The 20,146-nt window shown below is 35.7% G+C and carries 19 protein-coding genes; 11 read left to right on the top strand and 8 right to left on the bottom strand.

Features of this window, described 5'->3' with window-relative positions:
- Positions 1-20: 20 nt before the first annotated feature.
- Genes ACMT7R_RS14145 through ACMT7R_RS14135 form a run of 3 tightly spaced genes read right to left on the bottom strand, consistent with a single transcriptional unit; the run spans position 21 to position 3,111 of the window.
- Positions 21-1,532: a UDP-N-acetylglucosamine 2-epimerase gene (locus ACMT7R_RS14145; RefSeq protein ID WP_415312601.1), complete on the bottom strand. Its 1,512-nt coding sequence runs from the start codon at positions 1,530-1,532 to the stop codon at positions 21-23.
- Between the two features lie 25 nt (positions 1,533-1,557).
- Positions 1,558-1,995 carry a hypothetical protein gene (locus ACMT7R_RS14140; protein WP_415312600.1) on the bottom strand — a complete coding sequence of 146 codons (438 nt, stop codon included), beginning with the start codon at positions 1,993-1,995 and terminating at the stop codon, positions 1,558-1,560.
- A gap of 48 nt (positions 1,996-2,043) precedes the next feature.
- Positions 2,044-3,111 (bottom strand): galactose-1-phosphate uridylyltransferase, encoded by a 1,068-nt coding sequence (locus ACMT7R_RS14135; RefSeq protein ID WP_415312599.1) that lies wholly within the window; start codon positions 3,109-3,111, stop codon positions 2,044-2,046.
- 224 nt (positions 3,112-3,335) lie between these two features.
- Here ACMT7R_RS14135 and prf1 point away from each other — a divergent pair, with 224 nt between their 5' ends.
- Complete coding sequence (gene prf1 / locus ACMT7R_RS14130; protein WP_415312598.1) at positions 3,336-4,613, top strand: peptide chain release factor aRF-1; 1,278 nt, start codon at positions 3,336-3,338, stop codon at positions 4,611-4,613.
- Positions 4,614-4,629: 16 nt separating this feature from the next.
- Here prf1 and ACMT7R_RS14125 read toward each other — a convergent pair whose 3' ends face one another.
- Positions 4,630-5,919: an alkaline phosphatase family protein gene (locus tag ACMT7R_RS14125; protein ID WP_415312597.1), complete on the bottom strand. Its 1,290-nt coding sequence runs from the start codon at positions 5,917-5,919 to the stop codon at positions 4,630-4,632.
- A 132-nt stretch (positions 5,920-6,051) separates the two neighbouring features.
- Between ACMT7R_RS14125 and ACMT7R_RS14120 the strand changes: the two genes are divergently transcribed.
- Positions 6,052-7,062, top strand: a complete 1,011-nt coding sequence (locus tag ACMT7R_RS14120) for an MBL fold metallo-hydrolase RNA specificity domain-containing protein (RefSeq protein WP_415312596.1) — start codon at positions 6,052-6,054, stop codon at positions 7,060-7,062.
- Positions 7,063-7,071: 9 nt separating this feature from the next.
- Here ACMT7R_RS14120 and ACMT7R_RS14115 read toward each other — a convergent pair whose 3' ends face one another.
- Positions 7,072-8,151: an LLM class flavin-dependent oxidoreductase gene (locus tag ACMT7R_RS14115; RefSeq protein WP_415312595.1), complete on the bottom strand. Its 1,080-nt coding sequence runs from the start codon at positions 8,149-8,151 to the stop codon at positions 7,072-7,074.
- Positions 8,152-8,357: 206 nt separating this feature from the next.
- On the opposite strand from ACMT7R_RS14115, the gene ACMT7R_RS14110 reads away from it, so the two are divergent.
- Entirely contained in the window at positions 8,358-10,133 is a 1,776-nt protein-coding gene (locus ACMT7R_RS14110) for an SDR family NAD(P)-dependent oxidoreductase (protein ID WP_415312594.1), read from the top strand.
- Between the two features lie 13 nt (positions 10,134-10,146).
- On the opposite strand, the gene ACMT7R_RS14105 is transcribed toward ACMT7R_RS14110, so the two are convergent.
- Positions 10,147-10,362, bottom strand: a complete 216-nt coding sequence (locus ACMT7R_RS14105) for a hypothetical protein (RefSeq protein ID WP_415312593.1) — start codon at positions 10,360-10,362, stop codon at positions 10,147-10,149.
- Positions 10,363-10,425: 63 nt separating this feature from the next.
- Here ACMT7R_RS14105 and ACMT7R_RS14100 point away from each other — a divergent pair, with 63 nt between their 5' ends.
- The 4 genes from ACMT7R_RS14100 to ACMT7R_RS14085 are packed head-to-tail and all read left to right on the top strand — an operon-like array spanning position 10,426 to position 14,345.
- Positions 10,426-11,112 carry a diphthine--ammonia ligase gene (locus ACMT7R_RS14100; RefSeq protein ID WP_415312592.1) on the top strand — a complete coding sequence of 229 codons (687 nt, stop codon included), beginning with the start codon at positions 10,426-10,428 and terminating at the stop codon, positions 11,110-11,112.
- 7 nt (positions 11,113-11,119) lie between these two features.
- Positions 11,120-12,484 (top strand): signal recognition particle receptor subunit alpha, encoded by a 1,365-nt coding sequence (locus ACMT7R_RS14095; RefSeq protein WP_415312591.1) that lies wholly within the window; start codon positions 11,120-11,122, stop codon positions 12,482-12,484.
- A 10-nt stretch (positions 12,485-12,494) separates the two neighbouring features.
- Positions 12,495-13,646: a hypothetical protein gene (locus tag ACMT7R_RS14090; RefSeq protein WP_415312590.1), complete on the top strand. Its 1,152-nt coding sequence runs from the start codon at positions 12,495-12,497 to the stop codon at positions 13,644-13,646.
- Between the two features lie 12 nt (positions 13,647-13,658).
- Positions 13,659-14,345, top strand: a complete 687-nt coding sequence (locus tag ACMT7R_RS14085) for a hypothetical protein (RefSeq protein WP_415312589.1) — start codon at positions 13,659-13,661, stop codon at positions 14,343-14,345.
- 45 nt (positions 14,346-14,390) lie between these two features.
- Here ACMT7R_RS14085 and ACMT7R_RS14080 read toward each other — a convergent pair whose 3' ends face one another.
- Both ACMT7R_RS14080 and ACMT7R_RS14075 read right to left on the bottom strand, forming a co-directional pair.
- Complete coding sequence (locus tag ACMT7R_RS14080; RefSeq protein ID WP_415312588.1) at positions 14,391-14,588, bottom strand: 30S ribosomal protein S27ae; 198 nt, start codon at positions 14,586-14,588, stop codon at positions 14,391-14,393.
- A 34-nt stretch (positions 14,589-14,622) separates the two neighbouring features.
- Positions 14,623-14,997: a hypothetical protein gene (locus tag ACMT7R_RS14075; protein ID WP_415312587.1), complete on the bottom strand. Its 375-nt coding sequence runs from the start codon at positions 14,995-14,997 to the stop codon at positions 14,623-14,625.
- A 565-nt stretch (positions 14,998-15,562) separates the two neighbouring features.
- Here ACMT7R_RS14075 and ACMT7R_RS14070 point away from each other — a divergent pair.
- The 4 genes from ACMT7R_RS14070 to ACMT7R_RS14055 all read left to right on the top strand — a co-directional run bounded on the left by ACMT7R_RS14070 (position 15,563) and on the right by ACMT7R_RS14055 (position 20,141).
- Positions 15,563-16,270, top strand: coding sequence for a phosphoglycolate phosphatase (locus ACMT7R_RS14070; RefSeq protein WP_415312651.1), 708 nt, complete (start codon positions 15,563-15,565; stop codon positions 16,268-16,270).
- Positions 16,267-18,261 carry an arginine--tRNA ligase gene (gene argS / locus ACMT7R_RS14065; RefSeq protein WP_415312586.1) on the top strand — a complete coding sequence of 665 codons (1,995 nt, stop codon included), beginning with the start codon at positions 16,267-16,269 and terminating at the stop codon, positions 18,259-18,261. Before ACMT7R_RS14070 ends, argS begins: the two co-directional genes overlap by 4 nt.
- A 55-nt stretch (positions 18,262-18,316) precedes the next feature.
- A complete protein-coding gene (locus ACMT7R_RS14060) occupies positions 18,317-18,943 on the top strand; it encodes an EMC3/TMCO1 family protein (protein WP_415312585.1) in 627 nt (208 codons plus the stop codon).
- A gap of 82 nt (positions 18,944-19,025) precedes the next feature.
- Positions 19,026-20,141 (top strand): tetratricopeptide repeat protein, encoded by a 1,116-nt coding sequence (locus tag ACMT7R_RS14055; RefSeq protein WP_415312584.1) that lies wholly within the window; start codon positions 19,026-19,028, stop codon positions 20,139-20,141.
- Positions 20,142-20,146 lie beyond the last annotated feature (5 nt).

Below are 20,146 nucleotides of genomic sequence, written 5' to 3'. Positions count from 1 at the left end.
CTATTTGCATCGAGGCAGAATTATAGATAATCAAAGTCATCGGCCTCATGCCAATATTTTAGTCTTTGGTGAAGCCATGGGAAAAAGTTAATTTCTTTGCTTTCGAATTCCTTCTTTACTATTCTTACGATTTTGGTAGATACCTTGCCCGGCTGACCATATATCATTTTTTTCTTCCCAAAGTTAAAACCAAAACCCTCCTCTTTTTCATAAACAGCGGAAACTATTTTTGGTAACCAATACTTGTTGATCGGAGGCACCAAGATATTACCCCTAGCGTCAAAAACAGTTTCAGGTCTGTCTGTGTTAAATCTTACCGTAAAACAACTAACATTTGGAAAATACAAAAGCTCCTCCTGCATAGATCCCGAATCGGTAATTTCGGCCCAGCATTTTCCGCTATCCAAAAATTCGACCACGTGTCCATATTCCTTCCACAAAGGAGTAATCAAAAATTTTTCTGGGTAGCTTTGCTCAAGATCCAATATTGTTGAATAAAGATCATGTCTATTGAGAGCTGATATAGTAGCATTCAACAAGACTAAGACGATTTTGAATTGAGTATTTTTTATCAACTCAACAAGGCCACCTATAATTGCGTTGAATCTATTTTTAGTCAAATTTTCTCTGCGGTGAATATCCATTCGGATCCAGTTTCCCGATTCTAATTTTGGATATAATTCGAATACGCTTTTACTGGGTTTCTTCTTTCGTTTTAAATCAATAGCATCTACAACAGAATTTCCGACTATATGTATGTCATCCGGGGGATAGCCTTCTCGTATTAGATGATCCCTATTTAGTTTGGTAGGGACAAAAAAGTATTTGGTTCCTGCTGAGCAGACCCAGGTATCTATTTGCTCTGGAAATGGTTCCTCACGAGTTAAAAACCATTTCATCGATAATTGGTCAGTGATAAATTTTTCTACTGCCAAGTTATTTGGGACACTCTTTGATTTGATATGCAAAATATTTAATGGGCTCATTGACCGCAGTCCAGATTCATTTTGGCTTACCTTTTGCCCCAATCCAAAGACCCAAGATAACGTCGCTATACCCGCTACTAACGTGTCACCATGTACAATTGGCAAGATCCCTTTATTAGGTAAGTGGTTCTTGGTATATCTGCCGAAATAACCGAATTTAAGCATCAAGTCACTTGACTTTTGAATGAGGTTGCCCCTAATCTGCAAATCACAAATAATAGAATTTTGGAGGTCGAATTCTTTAATGCCATAACCAAGCAAGTCGTCATAATGTTGTCCTGTTGAAATAATGAAAGCAGGTAACCCTTGTCTCTTAGATTCCATCAAGAGTGGTGCTTGTTTATAAAAATCAGGCTTCGTCCCAATTACAATTGCCATTGCCTTGTCCAAGTCCGATTTTTTTGAAAACAAGGAATTGAGATTTTTCTTGTTGATGAGTATAGGGAGGAGTTTCTCACCCACGTTGATTTTTTCTGGATAATTTACACTTGAGTCAATTTCAAAGTTTTTTTCAATATCGAATTCCGCCTTTCTTGTGTGTTTCAATCCTGCTTAATTTCCCTATTTTTCGTTATCGATCCCTATCTCTCTGTGATCGCAGTGTGACGTGTCTATAACCAAGATATCCTATTGCGAGAAGCAAAATACCAAAGGCAACAAAAATCCAAGGTGAATTAATAAGCCACCAGGGCAAGTCAACAGTTGTTATCATAGGAATCAATGTTGAAACATAAAACATCCCAAAAATCAAACAAATTCCTGACGCCAAAACTAAAATGGATGATAGTTTAGAGCCCTCAGATAAGACTCTTGAAAAAAAAGATAAACCAACAGCAGGTGCCAAGGAAATGAAAATTACCTGAAAGTAAGCACTGGAAGGTTCTACGGTGGTAGTTGGGCCTGAGCCATTTGGGCCTATTAAAAAATTAAAAAAACCAATAGAAGTAAAAATAAATAACAAAACAAGGCCTAATATTGCAATTGACAACCATTCGCCTGCCTTAAACATTTTAGATACTCCTATTCTCTAGATACAATATTTTAATATTGTTAATAATTAGAGTACTCCGATTAGTTTAGCCAATTCCTTCCTAGCAGCTTCACCAAGTAATTTGGCTGAATCCTCAGGCGTAGGAGTATTGACAAAGATCCCAAATCCTCGCTCAAGTCCAGACCAGGAAGTTACAAGTGGGTAGATTTCTAAATGCCAATGGAGTTGCCTACTATTCTTCTTCTCAGGCGAAATATGAAAAGCCATACTAAAATCAGTGCGAGCCAATATCTTATCCATTCCTCTGAGGGATGAGCAAACAACTAGTGCGAGATCTTTTATTTCTTTTTGTGTAGCTTTAGAAAAAAAAGTCGAATGTTTTCTTGGACATATCCAAAATTCATAATTATATGTGGGTGCCCAAGGAACCAATGTAATAAAATTGTCTGTAGAAAATAGTTGTCTTGGGCCATTTATCTCAGTCCCAATCATATCACAAGCTGGGCAGCTACCACTTTCATTCATCGACTGATGAAAAGTCTTGGCCTCTTTCTCAATTATAGGCGGGATAGCTGAGAAGGTCGTTATATGAAAGTGAGGATGTTTAATTTTGTTGTCTCCGTTTATTCCTCTACTTGCATAAATCGCCACATATGTAACGCCTTTTTGACTATAAAGCCATCGAACTCTATCCTGCAAAACTAAAAGCAAATTTGTCCATTGATCCACCGATAATTCCGAAAGTGCTAGTTCGTGCTGAGGAGTAGGAACAACTATAAGATCATAACCACACGCAGGCTCCCTATAAAACGGTCTGTCAGAATATTGGTGATTTGACGTTGAAGTCACGATCGGATCCTTGCATTCAAAGACACGAATGGTCCAGTTTTCGTTTTCCTCCTCTGTGGTATCATACAGCCTTTGTAATATACCCTCTTTGACAACGAATGACAAAACCAAATTATTACATTTTTCGACTGAGCAAGGACAATATGGACAATTTTCAGGTTCCATATTATGACTTGTTTGTTGTTGATTGTGAATGATTTCAGAAAATTTATCTAATTGATCAAAATTATTTGGTATTATAACATACTTATCAGGTACATAATAATCTTTTCTTAACTCCGACAACTCTTCTACCTAAAAAGTTCAGTAGTTTGTTTTAATTAAATATTATGTAACCTTTTTTTCTAAAAGCATGAAATCCATTTATAAATTATGTAAAAAAAATTTTCTGGTGACCCAGAAAATTATGCGTTTGTAAAATAGTTTGAAAAATGTGAAAAGTTAAGGGTATTCATAGGGGTTTTCAAAGAATGGTCAAAAATTAAATTATGTAAAGGAGTGAAAGAGATATGCCGCAGCCGACTAGCGAAGTGAAATGGGATTCTGTAAGAAAATACAAACTCACAAAAATGTTAAATGATTTATCCAAAATAACTGGTCATGGTACTGAATTGGTAACCGTATATATCCCCCCCAAGAGGCCAATTCATGACGTATTGTCTCAGTTGAGAAATGAAGCGGGCACGGCCACGAATATAAAATCTGATCTTACTCGAAATCATGTTCAGGATGCTCTAAACAAGACTATGGAGCAACTCAAACTCTATAAGGAACCACCTGAAAATGGATTAGTAATCTTTTGTGGAGCGATTCCTACTGGAAAAGGCATTGGGACAGAGAAAATAGAAATTTATACAGTTGTCCCTCCGAAACCAGTCCAAATTAATTTGTACAGATGTGACGATCACTTTTGGATAGACCACATAAAGGAAATGTTGAAAGATGATAGGACTGTTGCAATAATCTCAATAGATACACAAGAGGCAGGATTAGGCATCCTTACAGGAGATAGGTGGGAGACCGTTGAAACACTTACCTCAGGTGTTTCAGGGAAACATCGACAGGGAGGGCAGTCTGCAAGGAGATTTGAGAGATTGCGAGACAATGAACTAAACGAGTATTATCGTAGAGTGGCAGATTATGCCCAAAAAATTTTTATCGACCAGTATACAGTCAAAGGTTTAATAGTAGGCGGTCCAGGTCCAACTAAAGAGACATTCATTCGCGAAGAATATCTAGATTATAGATTGCAAAATAATGTAATAGCAACCTTGGATACATCATATTCTGGTGATGAGGGTGTCCGAGAAATTATTGACAAGGTCAACGAGCAGGGAATTATGTCAGAGTTTCGTTCGATGGAAGAAAAGAAAATAGTCAAGAAATTCATGGGAGAAGTTTTTTCCGGCAAGGGATTGGGCGTCTATGGATTGAATGAAGTTGTTAATTATCTAAAGAATGGCGTTGCAGAATCAATTATTGCAACTGACAATATTGATCTCTTGTACCTGGAAATTATTTGCAATAAATGTGGAAATGTAATTGAAAAAATTGTGGAAAGAGAACAAGTCATAGACATAAAACAATCTATTATTTCTACGCCATGTTCTAAATGCAGCGGTTTGGATTATCAAATAAAGGAAAAGGATTTCATAGATTATCTTGAGGAGCTTGCATCGCTTGCTGGAACTAAATTGGACATTATTTCTTCAAAAACAGAAGAGGGTGCTCAGATCGAAAGTCTTGGGAAGATAGGAGCCCTGCTTAGATTTAAGCAGATCACATAGTTTGGACCATAAGTAATCATTTGCCATTATTTTTTAGAATTTCCAAGGCAATCTCGATCACTTTGTAACCAAAAATTTTTCCAAGCATTCCACGGTCAGCATTACTTTCTGTATAACGGCTGGTCCCATCAGTCTTAAGTCCTTCTCCAGAGACAAGTAGTGGTATTGGGTCATCTGTATGTGCCTTCTTTATGCATGGAGTAGAATGATCCCCGCAGATAATGAATCGAACATGAGGTCGATTATCCATTTTTTCCAAACCCGATATCAGATTGCTAAAAAAATATTTGTCTATTTCCTCAATATTGCGTTTTTTTCCTCTTGCATCCCCGTCATGGCCGAATTCGTCGGGTCCTTTAATGTGAACATAAATCAAGTCATGATCTTTAAGTATACTTAAGAGTTTTTTAGCCTTTAATTCGTATTCGTTAGTACCTCCTGCTTCATACGATTTCATCCCTACTATTTTTGATATTCCGATCTCCACTGGCATGTCAACTAGAGACGCAAATTTGAGTTTGTATTTTTGGTTAATATCATCAACTCGGGGATACTTATTTCCAGCATCTCTCATTAGAATGCAGTTTACTGGCAATAGACCTCTTGATTGTCTATCCTCATTTATTTGACAATTATCCAAAATCTGTATCACTTGATCCGAAAAATCATTCACTATTTCTGAAGAAATTTTCGAAATTTCATCTTTAGCCTGGGACCTGGCTACAAACAAATCAGTTTGAGATGTGTCAAGGGCAATTCCAATCCCATTCACCTTATCATAGGCAGGGTCTGTATTAGTTATATTTTGGCCCAGTTTAGAATTTTTCATTCTAAACCTCAACACAACTCTGTGTCCAATAGTTGGCTCAATTGAATACTCTACGTCTTTTATCTTTACCTTTTCCTTTATCAAATCGCAGATGGCATTTGAATCTTCTTTTGAAATCGTCCTACCCGCTCTTCTATCCAGAATCCGTTTGTCTGAAGTACATATGGTGGCAAAATTTCCTCTTAGCGCCAGATCGCCTTCGATAAAATCAATACCACATCCAATGCATTCTACAACACCCCTGCCGAAGTATTCCATATCCTTAAAGTTGTAGCCCAGCATGTTAAAGACAGCAATATCCGATTGAGGTGCAATCCCTTCACCTACACTAGTAACCTTTCCAGATACTCCTTTTCTAGCTATCTTATCAAGAAAAGGAGTATAAGCTGCCTCTAAGGGTGTCAAATGATTCAATTCTGGATGAGGCAAGTCCCCAACACCGTCCAATAATACGTAAATTGTTTTAACCTCTGCCAATATTTTGATGTCCGATTCATCAAATTTAATTTTAATGGATCGACAGCTTCAATAACACTAAATAAATAAGCAAAGATGTCTTATGGGATTGTGAGTTACCGAGTTTCCTCAGATTCTAAGAACCAGATTTTTTTGCATGATAAAAATACACGAATCTATCTGGACCCTAGACAACTCTCCTCTGAGAACCTGGTGTTTATATCACATGCACATACAGATCATTTAGTTAGTAAAACTAGTCTAAAAAAATTCAATTTTGAAAAAAAAATTTTGTGTTCCCAGGAAACTATTGCAATCGCCAAGATAAGAGGTCACATATTTGATAATTTTGAAAGTAGTTATAGGGAATTCAAATTCGTGGACACTGGTCATATTCTTGGGTCACGAGGTCTCCTCTTAGAAGACAAAATATTTTATACAGGTGATCTTTCAATGAGAGATAGAGCTTTTTTAGCAAAACCAAAAATACCGAAGGTCGAAACCCTCATTATAGAATCGACATTTGGTAAACGTGAATATATTTTCCCCCCATTAAAACACGTAATCCACGAGGTAAATTCACTCATCTCCAATATGTATGATAAAGGAATCCCCGTTATTCTAATGGGATACTCACTAGGAAAAGCACAAATTCTTTGCTCCTTATTTGGTTCATGGAAACCACTAATAGTGCATGATGAGGTACTGAAGTTTAATCAGATATACAGAAAATTTGGAATTCCCCTTGAAGAAGAAATATCTCTCACCAATGCTATTGAAAAAGAAATATTAGATAAAAAACCATGGATTTTGATACACCCCCTAGTAAATTCTAACCAAGCCGTAATTAACAGGTTGAAGAGAAAATATGGAGCAATCACAATTGGCTTTAGCGGTTGGGGTATTAATAAGAGGTACAAGTATATGATGAATCTTGACCACGTAATTCCTTTTAGTGATCATTGTGATTTTGAAGAATTATTGGAAGTTGTTGCCAGATGTAAACCCAATAAGATTTATACTTTTCATGGTTTTGAAAAGGAATTTGCAACGGAGCTGGTTAGGAGAGGATATGATGCAGAATCAATTTCGCATAAAAATGGTCTCCCCAAACAAAAAGGTAAAGAAGGTATTAAAACAAAGTCATTAGATAATTACTTTTGATGTGGCACCTCATTTTTGTAAATCGTTGAAATAAGGTACTACCTTGTTACCAAATGTTTCTATATTCTTATACAATCCGTCTCCCCAGAACCTAATAATAAAGTGATTGGTGCCAGCCTTTATGAAGCGCTCTAACATTTCTATGACATCGTCAGGACTTCCAACTCCAATTGCTGTTCTTGCCACATCGTCTGGTATTTGAAGTGAGGCCTTTTTCATCTGCTCCATAAGTTCTGGTTTATTCATGGCATATTCTGTGAAATATCTTCTGAAATCAAATTCTGAATCCTGTTGAATGTTATGTACCTTAAGAAGTTCTGGTTTATACAAACTCACTTTTACCGCTCCTTTCATTTTTTCCCAGGCCGACTCACCATCTTCAGTAAAGTAAACATCTACATCATTCGCAAATTCGAAATTGGATATATCACGCCCTAGCCTCTTTGCGTGGTCTTTTATGACATTTGCATGATTCTCGAAAAGGGCAGGTGTGTAACCAATTGGAATCCAACCATCTCCATATGTAGCACATAATTCCAAGGTCTTTGGTGCTCCAGCCGCAATATACACTGGGGGTCTGGGTTTTCTCACAGGTTTAGCCTGCAAACAGGCTTCGACAAGGTTATAATACTTTCCCTCATAATTTACTCTATTATCTGGACTGGAATCAAATAGTTTTTGAATAACTTCCAGTTGCTCCTTGAATTTGGTAACAGGTTTACTGAACTCGATTCCAAAATCAACCACGTTCTGGGCTTCCCCGGCTCCAATGCCCAAAATACCTCTCCCTTTGGTTATACGATCGAGGGTCACTGTTGACAATGCAATAGTAGATGGATGTCTCCTAATGGCATCAGTCACACAAGTCCCCAATTCAACTTTGTCTGTTACGGCACCGATTGCAGCCAACATAAGCCAGGCGTCATTTACAACGGCATTTTTCCATTGTGGTACGTTTGTATGATCCATGGCCCAAACCGAGTCAAAATTTGTTCTGTCCGCAATTTGTGCAGCGGTAATTACTTGTGTCTCATCCAAGCCCAATCTTGCAACATTTAAGCCAAAAGTTAGTCCAAATTTAATTTTCATATAACTATTTCCCCCAACGGTACAAATCTATTGATTAATCCATAATCGCCCATTTCTATACTATCTGTGAAATACAACTTATTTTAAAGTTTTATTATAGTAAGAAAAATGTCTTATCAATTACCAAGATAACTTAGGAAATTTATCAATAATATAATTGCCAATAAACAAATAATAATAATATTTATGTCACAACTATTATCACCATGAATGATCTTAGTAAAACAATACTTGTTACTGGCAGTGGAACAGGGATTGGACAAGCAGTAGCTAGAAAATTTGCAAGTGCAGGATATAATATTATCATATTGGGCAGAAGAAAAGAACCTCTGGTCGAGGCATCGGCAATCCTCAACGAGATTATAAGAGAAGGAAAGTTTGATTCTAGAGTAACTTATTTCCCAGGGGTCGATGTCTCAGATTTGGATGGACTAGTATCAATGTTTGATAAGATCAAAAGTGAATTTGGACACATCGATATCATAGTTAATAATGCTGGAGTATCTGGACCGGTAAAGATTTTTACCAATTCAACTTTTCAAGATTTTAGAGATTGTGTGTCTATTCATTTGAGTGGGACATTTTGGACCAGTGTTAAAGGTTTGGACGTACTTGGAAAATCAGGCAAGATAGTGACCATATCTACATTTTTCACAGAAGAAAACAAGTTTGAACAAAGACCATATAGATTTAGAACTCCATATACTGCAGCCCAAGGTGCAAAGAATAGGCTTTCTGAATGCTTGGCATGGGAGTTAGTCGAACAAGGTATACAAGCCATTGCAACAAATCCTGGCCCGGTTCATTCAGATAGAATTTACAAAACTGTGTATCCAAAAGCAGCTGCAGAATTTTTAAGAATTGGAGGTTTCCCAGGATTGACCAACAAGCAAGTAGAAGAGATATCTACAGAATTGCTCCCCTATCTGGGTGACGATGATGAAATCATAGAGACTCATTCAAAGGAAGTTGCTCAACGCATAGTCGAGGCTAATGCAAATTTAGATTTAGACAAGGTTCAAGATTTGTCAAAAAAACTTTTGCAAAAAATTCAAGAAATTGCGGAAAAAGTGCAGAACAATACCAAGAAAATGATTGTGGATAATGAATTTTTGTCACAAGACGATGTAGCCCAAATGGTTTTCAATCTAGCCGATGTAAATACGAGTAAACTTCTAAACGGGAAAGTCATTCCAAACGATAGGGTATTTTATCCTGTAAAGCCAATTGTCGAAAGAAAAATAAGCTATGATCCTATTAAAACGCTCGAAAATAAAGTAATTTTGATAACTGTAACATCTACTTCCGAAACGGAATTAAGAGAAGTCGCAAAGCTAGCTTCTGAAATAGAAAATAGTAATACGAAACAATTGATAATTTTGAGTCACAAAAATGAACTTTCAGAAGTCTCAAACAGTCTGTTCAAAGACTTTCATCATCATAATTTGGATTTCTCAAATGAAGATGCCGTGAAAAAGGTATTCAATACAATAAATTCTCGTTATGGAAAGGTAGATTCGACCTTTCATTTCACAGGCTCATATGACTATGAGAATAAATTCACTTCTCTTGATCCAAAGAGCTGGAATAGGTTAGTTGAAGAATTCATAAATATACCTCATCTAATTACTCGCGAATCAGCACTATCCATGGCATCTCGAAATGCATTAGAAAGTCCAGATCTTTTTAAGAATGCTAGAGGCAACATCATAATAATAGGTCCACAAGCACCTACTGGAAAAAAGATATCAGGACTCATAAGAGCAAGAGCAGAAGTTTTCAGAGGGGCACTAAGACCTTACGTGACTACCTCAAATCAAGAACTTCATGACGTATTAGGTTCGAATATTAATTTGACGTTGATTCTGCAAGGAAGTGTAAACGGTGATGCAGCAAATTATGAAAAATTAAAAGACACCCTGATTGTGTTAGGATCTCAAGAAGATTATAGAAATAATTTGATCTATTACATTGACGAATAACTATAAAGTAAAATCAATGATGATGTTCAGACTTGTGGAGATGATGTTTTTTCTCATACATCGCTGTCCATACTCCTACCCCTATTGTAGCAAGACCTATGGCCATAATGAGATAGTCGACTACGAAAATAGTGGCCCATACGGAGTTTAGTAATCCAGCAATGAAAAATAAAAGTCCCAACAGAAATACTGATAATCCTGCAATAATTTCAGAATTGATCCCTTGCATAATTCCAAAAAGCGTATTCGAGTATAAAAACTATTAGTTTATTGACAAAGGCTTTCTAATGGAATGAATTTCGCAGCACTTTTTTCTGGAGGAAAGGACAGTACTTTTGCGATAAGTGAATTAATTAGAAAGGGCCATACTCTAAATTGCTTGATAGTTATTCATCCAGTAAGTGATGAAAGCATGTTATTTCATTATCCTTCGACCAGATTACTAAGAAAGATATCTAATGTACTCGATGTTCCCATAATTGAAGTGTATTGTCACTCATTCGATAAGGAAACTGAATCAAATCAATTGTACAGTGCAATAGAGAAAGCCAGTTACTCTTTTCCGATCTCAGGGGTAAGTCATGGTTGCATTAGCAGTAATTTTCAGCTACAGATTATTGACAAGATTTGCAGAAAGTTAAATTTGGATGTATTATCGCCTCTATGGCATATAGATAGTGAATTCTATTTCAATCAGCTGCTCAAACAAGGGTTTGAAATCATTATCACCAGAGTTGCAGCAGGAGGATTAGACAAGTATTGGCTGGGAAAAACTATCGATTATTCGAACTATTTGACCTTGAGGAGATTAAGTAAGAATTTCGGATTTAACATCACATTTGAAGGCGGCGAAGCAGAAACGTTGGTTTTGGACTGTCCCATTTATAAAAAAAGATTAGTTGTTAAAGAAAGTAGTGTATTTTGGGACGGAGTAAGGGGAATATTTGAAATAGCAGAAGTTGATCTAATAAAAAAGTAGATACTATATGCTTGATAGTCTAAAAGACAATTTACGTGTTGCCCTAAAAAAAATTGTTGGTGCTTCAGATGTCAATGAAGAATTGATTAATGAATTATGCAAGGATTTGCAAAGAGCATTGCTAGCTGCCGACGTGAATGTCAGATTGGTTTTACAAATAACTAAGAATCTGAAAGAAAGGTCATTATCTGAGACACCTCCGAAAGGTTTGTCAAAAAAGGATCATATCATTACTATTCTATATGGAGAACTCTCAAGCCTTTTAGGCTATAGTGGAGAAACAATCCGAACTATTGACAGAAAGAAAGTTGAGGAGAACTTGATTGATTTCAATTCAGAGAAGAAGAACACCATATTAATGCTTGGAATTCAAGGTAGTGGAAAAACAACTGTTGTTGCAAAGTTAGCTAGATGGCTTTCAAAACATGGATATAGAATAGGCGTAATAGGTGCTGATACTTGGCGACCTGGGGCATTAACCCAACTTAAAATGAATTGTAGTAAGATAAATACTCAGGTGTATGGTGAGGAAGAAAACAAGAATGCTTTGGAGATTGTTAAGAATGGGTTAGCATATTTTGAAACTCAGCCAGTAGATATCATAATTATAGATACGGCAGGCAGGCATAAAGAGGAACAAGGATTGTTGGATGAAATGAAATCCATGTACTCGATTGTTATACCTGATCAAGTATTTTTGGTCATTGATGGGACGATTGGACAACAAGCTTTCAATCAAGCAAAGATTTTCCATGAGAATGCCAAGATTAGTGGAATTATTCTAACCAAGCTAGACGGAACGGCAAAAGGTGGAGGAGCGATTGCGGCATCATCCGCTACCGGAGCTAAGGTTCTCTTTATAGGTACTGGTGAAAGAATTGACGACTTGGAACAATTTTCCCCAACTAGCTTTGTCGGCAGGCTACTTGGCATGGGGGACATAAAAGCACTTTTAGAAATGGCCAGAAATCTTGAAATTCAATCAGATGAAAATCAGGCCAAAAGGCTTATGAGTGGAAAGATGACGATAGAAGATTTCTACTCCCAAATGGAAAATATGGGAAAAATGGGATTTCGAAATGTAATCGAGAACTTGCCTGGATTGTCAAATTTTGTCAAGGATGACCATTTAGATGTTTTACAACAGAAAATGGAAAAATGGAGATTTATTATTCAATCGTTTACATCAGAGGAAAAGAAGAATCCCGATATCATTCACGAGGCAAGGCGAAAAAGAATCGCTAGAGGGGCAGGAGTGATGGAACATGATGTTAAAGACCTAATCAAACAATACAATAACTCTAAAACAATGATGAAGCAAGCAAAAGGCCGGCAGATGCAGGGACTCATGAGAAGATTTGGTCTTGGTTAGATATTCCAAGTTGCTTAATAAAGGTCAGAAGGAAATAATCTCTCATTCTGTTTTCAACATTCCTCTATGCAAATACTGCCACAAGAGAAATTTAGGCAATAATAAAACCACGTTACTAAAATATTCTACCCGTGTGGCTATAAGATCGGATCTAACCAATAATTGTTTCATCTGTCAGAATTTCTTTGTAGAAACACTTCCATCAATAATCAGCCAAATTAGAGAACATTTATCTGATTTTAAGGAACAGGTTCCGACTATTGATATAGGAACTATCTTACCATTTCAATTCTATGAAAATGAGGACTATTTAAGATCAATGTTCCAAATCCGAGGAAACATGAATATTAAAAATCAAATTAATTCACAGATCAGAGAAAAAATAAGAAATACTACAAGTTGTCGTATAAATCATAGTAATCCTGAGATCAGATTTGATATAACAATCCAAAATGATCGAACATTTTCAATTATACCAAGAAGAGAGTTTTACCTCTTGGGAAGATACCGAAAATTAAAGAGAGGAATTAGTCAAAAAAATAGAACTAAGGGAAATCACCTGCATCTCGATTTATATAATCCAAAATTTCAAGTCGATGAACGTAGTATTGAATCTTTTGTAAATAAAATAATAAACCAGAATTACAAGCCTAATTCATTTAAGATAAGCTGGACCGGTGGTGAAGACAAAAATAGTCTCGTAATGGGTCGAGGACGGCCTTTCATAGTTAAGGCAAGTGGTTGTACCACCTTAATTAGGGAAAAGAGAGTATTTATTGATGATGGTATGGAGATAGAATTCGAAACAATCGATTCCAATGATATTGAGAATATTCATAGATATAGACAACTCGTCAAGGTCTTCGTATTACTTAAGGGAAATCAGGATAATGAGCAAGAGTTGAATCAAAGAGTGAAGAGCTTGGTAGGAATGGTACGATTTGGTACAAAGAAGAAGACGGTGACTCGAAACATTTACGAATCGAGAATTATTGATAAAAGGGGAGAAAATATGGAATTGCTTTTCAATATGGACAATGGCATACCAATCAAACAATTCATAGGAGGAAATGATCCTATAGAACCGGCACTTTCAGAGGTCCTAAGACTAAAATGTGAATGTATAAACTTTGATATTATTGAATTTATGTATTCTAGATAAACTGGAAATCAAATGAAAAGGATCAATCCGTTCTTACTATTTGATAAATATATTGATAATAACAGATTGGATCAAAAAATCGTTCAACAATGCATGAAAAGAATCAAAATAGTTGAGGAAGCAATAAAAAGAGTTGAGAAAAATACTTCCCTGGATTATCCAGATTATTTTATTGAACCAGCCCTGTTTCTAAGTTCCTCTGAAATAGAATACGGTCAATTCAATATTATGTACGCTAGGACTATCCCTATTTGTACGAAACAGAATCAGATAAGAATAATGGTTCAACTGTCCTTACCACTAGTTCTTTATGGATTAAAGGGGACAATTCATGCGGTTGTGGCTCATGAATTCTTGCATTATTTAGATCTGATAAAGAAGTTCATCAATCTCGATATTAATTCAGATTTGATACCCCAGACGGGATTCGAAGCTGGGTTTATAGACACTGAAAAAACCATGGACTACCGAATGGTGTTTAAAAAAGATAGATCCCTAACGAGGATGCTTGATTCAAAGTTTGACCATGGCTTGGTAGACCCAAAGTTGGATAATAAGACTAAAACGTTCTGGATTGAAAAGAAATTGCCAACAAAGCGTATCGTGATCGGAGGTAACTACACCAAATTGCCTTTTCAAGCGATCGCAAATACCCCGATTGAAAACCACTTAAGAAACAAAATCATCGAATGGGCATAACCCCCTTTTAAAAATGCAAAAGGAAATCTAATTAAAAAATTAGTGTCACGACTTGTTTTTTTTAGATTGTTCCTTTTGAAATTCTGTATAACTACATTTGCCACACGTCAATCTATCTTTATGCTCGGCCATAAATACACCCTTCCCGCAACGGGGGCACTCTCTTTTAATTCTTTCTACATTGTTATCAGATATCTTGTAAAATTTTGAAACGCCATTTTTTGTTTTTGAATCTTTACCCATAATTTTTCAAACCTCAATTGTTGCCAAGTTGCTATTACTTTTTCTTTGATTTCGCTTCTGCAGCTGCAGCTTGTTTTGCCTTTAGTTTGGCAGCTTTTTCTTCATCAATAATTTTCTTGCGTTCATCCTTACCCATTATTCTCAAAAACCGGTATCTAGGAAGCTGTTTTCTTGCGTCTTCGATGTCATTATAGTAATACATCATTGCTAATACATCAGGATTACCATACTCACTGGCCAATGAGATCGGAATCAAATTTTTTCTATTGATCTGTAGCTTTTCGGCTATCAAATTCGCAGCTTCGTCTTTGCGGATAGATCCTACGGCATTTTTTATCATCGATTTTATCTCCCTGCGCTTCAGTAATACGTTGTTATTATCTTCTAATAGCACTACTTCTAAACTCAATCTATTCTAATTCTAGTCACTGATTATTTCAATATATATATTACTGAGTCTATCTGTCAACTGTCTTCTGTGTGAACGGACGAAATTTGTGCTTTCTCTAATCCCCAATATTCCTATAAATTTATTCAACTCAATAAGTGACAAATTCAGGTCTTTATTCAGATTAACCATCATTTCTCGCAAATAGCCAATCCTTTCACCAAACTACAACAAGAGACTAATAGCAGTTATCCTAAGAATATTCCTAATACAATGTATTCAATTCTGCATATTTGCCTCAATTACTTTTATGCAACGCATGTATCGAATAATACCATAATAAGTAATTAATATCATAGTCTCCGTTGGAAAAATCTCATAATTCACCTTTTATCCTATTATTTTGTTAGAACAAAAAAAATTAGTGCTCCACAAAGGAAATAGTAAACATTCAGCGTTACCAATCGCATTGCCAATCCCATATGGCAACATTGAACCTAAATTACAAAGGTCCATTAAACAATTTTTGAATATGAACACTATAAATCTAGATTTTTATATGTGTTATTTAATACATTGATTTCATCTGAACAGAATAAAATGTTTTGCCGTGGACATTGACGGAACAATTACATTAAATGGAAATGGCATGGTAAATCTTAATGCTATATCAAAGTTAAGATACCTCGTAAAATTAGGTTATCAAGTTATTTATGTTACAGGGCGATCATCTATTGAAGCATTTGCGCTAGCCGTTTTTGGAGGGACAACACATACAGCTATTGGCGAGAACGGCGGGGTAATAATTACAGCACCAAATGACTTTAGAATACTTGCAGATAAAGAAAAATGTCTTCAAGGATATGACCTATTGAGAAAGGAGATAAAACATGTCTCTCAAAAATCGGTGTTTCCGAGGATGAGCGAAGTAGTACTAGAAAGGACATTTGATTTGGCTCATGGCAATCAGGTACTTATGGATAGCGGTCATAAATTGATACTAGTGGACAGTAATTATGCTTATCATATAAATGAAATCGGCGTTAATAAAGGAACTGGATTGGAAACATTAATGAAATATCTCCAATTCAGCAAGGAAGAAGTAATTGCAATAGGAGATAGTATAACAGATATTCCAATGTTTAATAAAACTAAATACAGTATTACATTTGAAAGCTCCGATGAAACTGTACGTAATAAAGCGACTCACATAGTAAAGGGTGGAAATGGCGAAGGATTAATAAATGCGATAGACTTAGTTTTTGAACAAAAAGCAAGCAGTGAAATCATTTGATTCTTGAGGAAGTGATTGATGAAATTGAGGGTTTTCTAAAAGAAGTATTGACACTCTTTGATCTTAAGAATCCTCAAATTAGTTACGATGTAACTGAATCCCCTTTACCTGAATTTGGCGACTATTCTACAAACATTAGCTTTCAGTTAGCAAAGGTACTACATAAATCTCCTCTTTCAATAGCTGAGGAAATAGTAAGAAGAAAACTAGAGTTATGTAGTAAGTGGACAAACAGACATTATATTGAAAATGCTAGATACGAAAAGCCTGGTTTTATCAATTTTGTATTAAACAGGCAAGTCTTTCTGGGACATTTCCTACAAAATGATAACATAAAAGATATAACATCTACTTCAAGATTCTTCAATCAAAATAATAAAGATACTATTATATTAGAACATACTAGTGTAAATCCAAATAAGGCATTACATGTTGGCCATTTGAGAAATGCGATAATAGGAGATTGCCTATACAGGATATTTAAAAAAACAGGATATAAAGTAAAGGTTCTGAATTATGTGGATGATTCAGGGCTACAGGTAGCAGACATCATAGTAGGATTTAAACATGCTGGAATACCCACAGAGGAGTCGAAATCGAATCAAACTGAATATTTCAAATTCGATCAGTATTGCGGAAACGAAGTCTACGTAAAAGTGAACGAGTTATACAAGAATAGACCAGATCTCCTTGAAAAGAGGACTAAGATAATGAAGGAACTCGAAAATCCCAATTCTGAAACATCGATTTTTACTAAAAGTATAGTAAATAAAGTTCTAATCGAGCAGCTAAAAACGACATGGAATTTCAAAATACATTATGACTTGCTCAATTTTGAATCACAAATAGTACAATCGAGTCTTTGGTATCAGTTATTTGAAATTCTTAAGGAGAAAGAAATTATCAAATATGAAGTGGAGGGAAAAAATAATGGATGTTGGATTTATAGGTCAGCTACAGAAGGAGACAAGATTTTGATAAGGAGTGACTCGACATTAACATACTTTGCAAAGGATATTCCGTTTGCCGTATGGAAACTTGGTTTTTTGAAAAATCCCTTTCTGTTTTCTTTTTTTGCAACCCAATGGGATTCTACCGAGTTGTACTCAACTACATTACAAGAGGAAATAAATGCGAATGTTGAGGAGAACAGAAATGACCGCAATAATTTCACTATTGATTTCGATAAAATTAGTAGAGTCATTACTATTATCGATTCAAGGCAAGAAAGATTACAAAATCTTATAATTGAAATCTTGATCAAATTGGGAATACCTGCTTCAAAATATGAATATCTTGGTTACGAACCTGTTATTTTAAGTAAGAACACTATAGCTATGCTTGGAATCGAGACAGAAAACAACAGGGCAGCTCACATGTCGGGGCGAAAGGGGATATTCGTTGAGGCAGACCTTGCATTGAAATCGCTTGAACAAAAAGCAATGTTGGAGACAAGAAAAAGAAATCCCGAGATACGTGAAGATGAAATGAGGAACATTTCTAAGGAGATTGCAATTTCAGCCATTCGCTATTATTTCATAAAGTATGATTTTGGAAAAATGATTACTTTCGATTTTAACGATTCATTAAGTCTTGATGGAGATACTGCCCCTTACATTCAATACGCATATGCGAGAGGTAAAAAAATCGAAGAGAAATTAAGGGAAATGAATCATCAGCGTAGTTATAAGGAACTTTTACCAGATAAATCCACTATTGAATCCACAGGTGCGGAAATGGCTCTAATCAAACATTTGTGTAGGTATACTATGGAACTAAACCACTCGTCTCAAAATGCCAATCCTAAAATCATGGCAAAATACCTCTATCAACTTGCTACATTATTTAATAACTTTTATGAAAGTTCACCAATTCTAAGTGAATCAAACATTAACTTGGCGCATTCACGAACCATAATTATGAAAAAATGCTTAATCGTATTTGAAGAATGCATGGAAATAATTGGGATTTCACCGCTTAGAAGGATGTAATTTAATGTAATAGGCAAAAAGGTTAATAAATCACAAAAAATCATTTTCCAATAGTTTGATAGATATTTTTGGCCTGTCTGAAAAAATAATTCTACAATTCCCGGGCTTAACGCCTCATTATACTCAACATCCTATTTTTCCTGACATGTTCACGTCTGCAGTTTTGGCAGCAATTATTGCTATAGGGCTAAATCTTGGCATGGCCATGTTGCGAAGGAAAACAACTAACATTGAAAAAATGAAAACGGTAATGAAAGAAACTGGCGAATGGAGAAAGAAATATACTGAAGCAGTTAAAAAAAGGGACAAACAACAAATTGAAGAATTAAAGAAAAAGCAATCTCAGATGCAAAAAATGAGTATGGAGATGCAGCAACAACAAATGAGACCAATGATGCTTTATATGGTCCCATCATTTATGTTATGGATTTTTGTATTTCCCGCGATATTTGGCCAGACGGTGGCATTGTCACCGATTGCAATTCCTTATTTAACTTGTTCCGATGAGAATGTAAAGCTCGATACTCCGGTTCAAACTACAAACAGCACCAACACTGAGGTCAAGCAGGGCCCCTGTAAGGTTCCGGGTCAGGTATTCCTATGGGGATGGTTTTTATTAGTTAATTTTGCATTTACCGGGATAGTGGCTAAGGTAACCAACACAAGTATTCCCACTTTTTAGGTAATGCCTGTTAAGCATTAGTTGGCATCATACCTAATCAAAAAAAGAATATATTTATTCGTGAACAATACTAATATCTATAATGGAAAAGATTTTCGGGAAGAAACTTTTGTCGGATAAGAATAGTTCAGAGTCTTCCCCTTCTGCTGGCAGTTACAAAATTACTGAAGATGACATAAAGAAGGTTAATTTGTATAACAAGGGAGTTAACAAGATGTCAGAAGAAAAATTTGAAGATGCTATCAGATGTTTTGATCTTTCACTGAGAATAGATCCCTATTTTGTAGATTCACTAATTAAGAAAGGTTATTCTCATTTTCATTTAAAACAATATAATTTAGCAATTTCGTTGTTTGACCAGGTACTTGAAATCGATATTAACAATGCCGGAGTATGGAATCTTAAGGGTCTGGTCTATTATAAAACAAAGAGCTATGAAAAAGCTATAGAATGTTGCCAAAAAGCATTAGACATTAATCCAAATGATCCCATGGTATGGTATAATTATGCTTGTTATTTGACTTTGGATGGCAAAGTAACCGAGGGGATGGAAGCATTAAAAAAATCTATAGAACTCGACATATCAAATGCAAAAAAAGCTGTCAAGGATAGAGATTTTGTGAGTGCAAGAATGGAGGAAGACTACAAACGAATAATAGAAGTTGTCATTCTGGAATCTATCCGACAAGGCAATGATCACCTAGGAAAGATAGTGTGGATAACGGGGCTGGATAGCATTGAAATCCAAGATGCAACTACTCGTCTTGCCAACAAAGGCTTACTCATTAAGAATATCAAAAAGACATTTACGGGTAGGGATGAACAGTATGAGCTTACCAAAGAGTTGATCTCAAAAATTGGGGTAGAGAAAAGAAGCACAGGATCAAATTCGAAACATTTTGAACCTAAAAAAGAGGTCTTATTCTCTTCTCAACAACTCAAGGATATTAGTAAAATCTTGTACGAGGCTTCCGAATCATCTGAGAAGGGCGACTTTAAGGCGTTAATGCAAAACATTGATCAGTTGCTAAACCCGATTTTACATGGTACGTTAATACTTGATAACTTCTTTGAAGAACATAGGGAATTGCGGCTATTCAATAGCCGATTGCGAGAAAAAGGACAAGAATATCTTAATTCTAACAAGGACGAGATCTCTAAATTTATGCTGGAAATGGATAAGAAAATCAGAGGATAACATGT

This window comes from Candidatus Nitrosocosmicus sp. FF01, from assembly GCF_047711275.1.
In the GTDB taxonomy this organism is placed as follows: Archaea; Thermoproteota; Nitrososphaeria; order Nitrososphaerales; family Nitrososphaeraceae; genus Nitrosocosmicus.
This window is presented reverse-complemented; position numbering and strand designations above follow the sequence as displayed.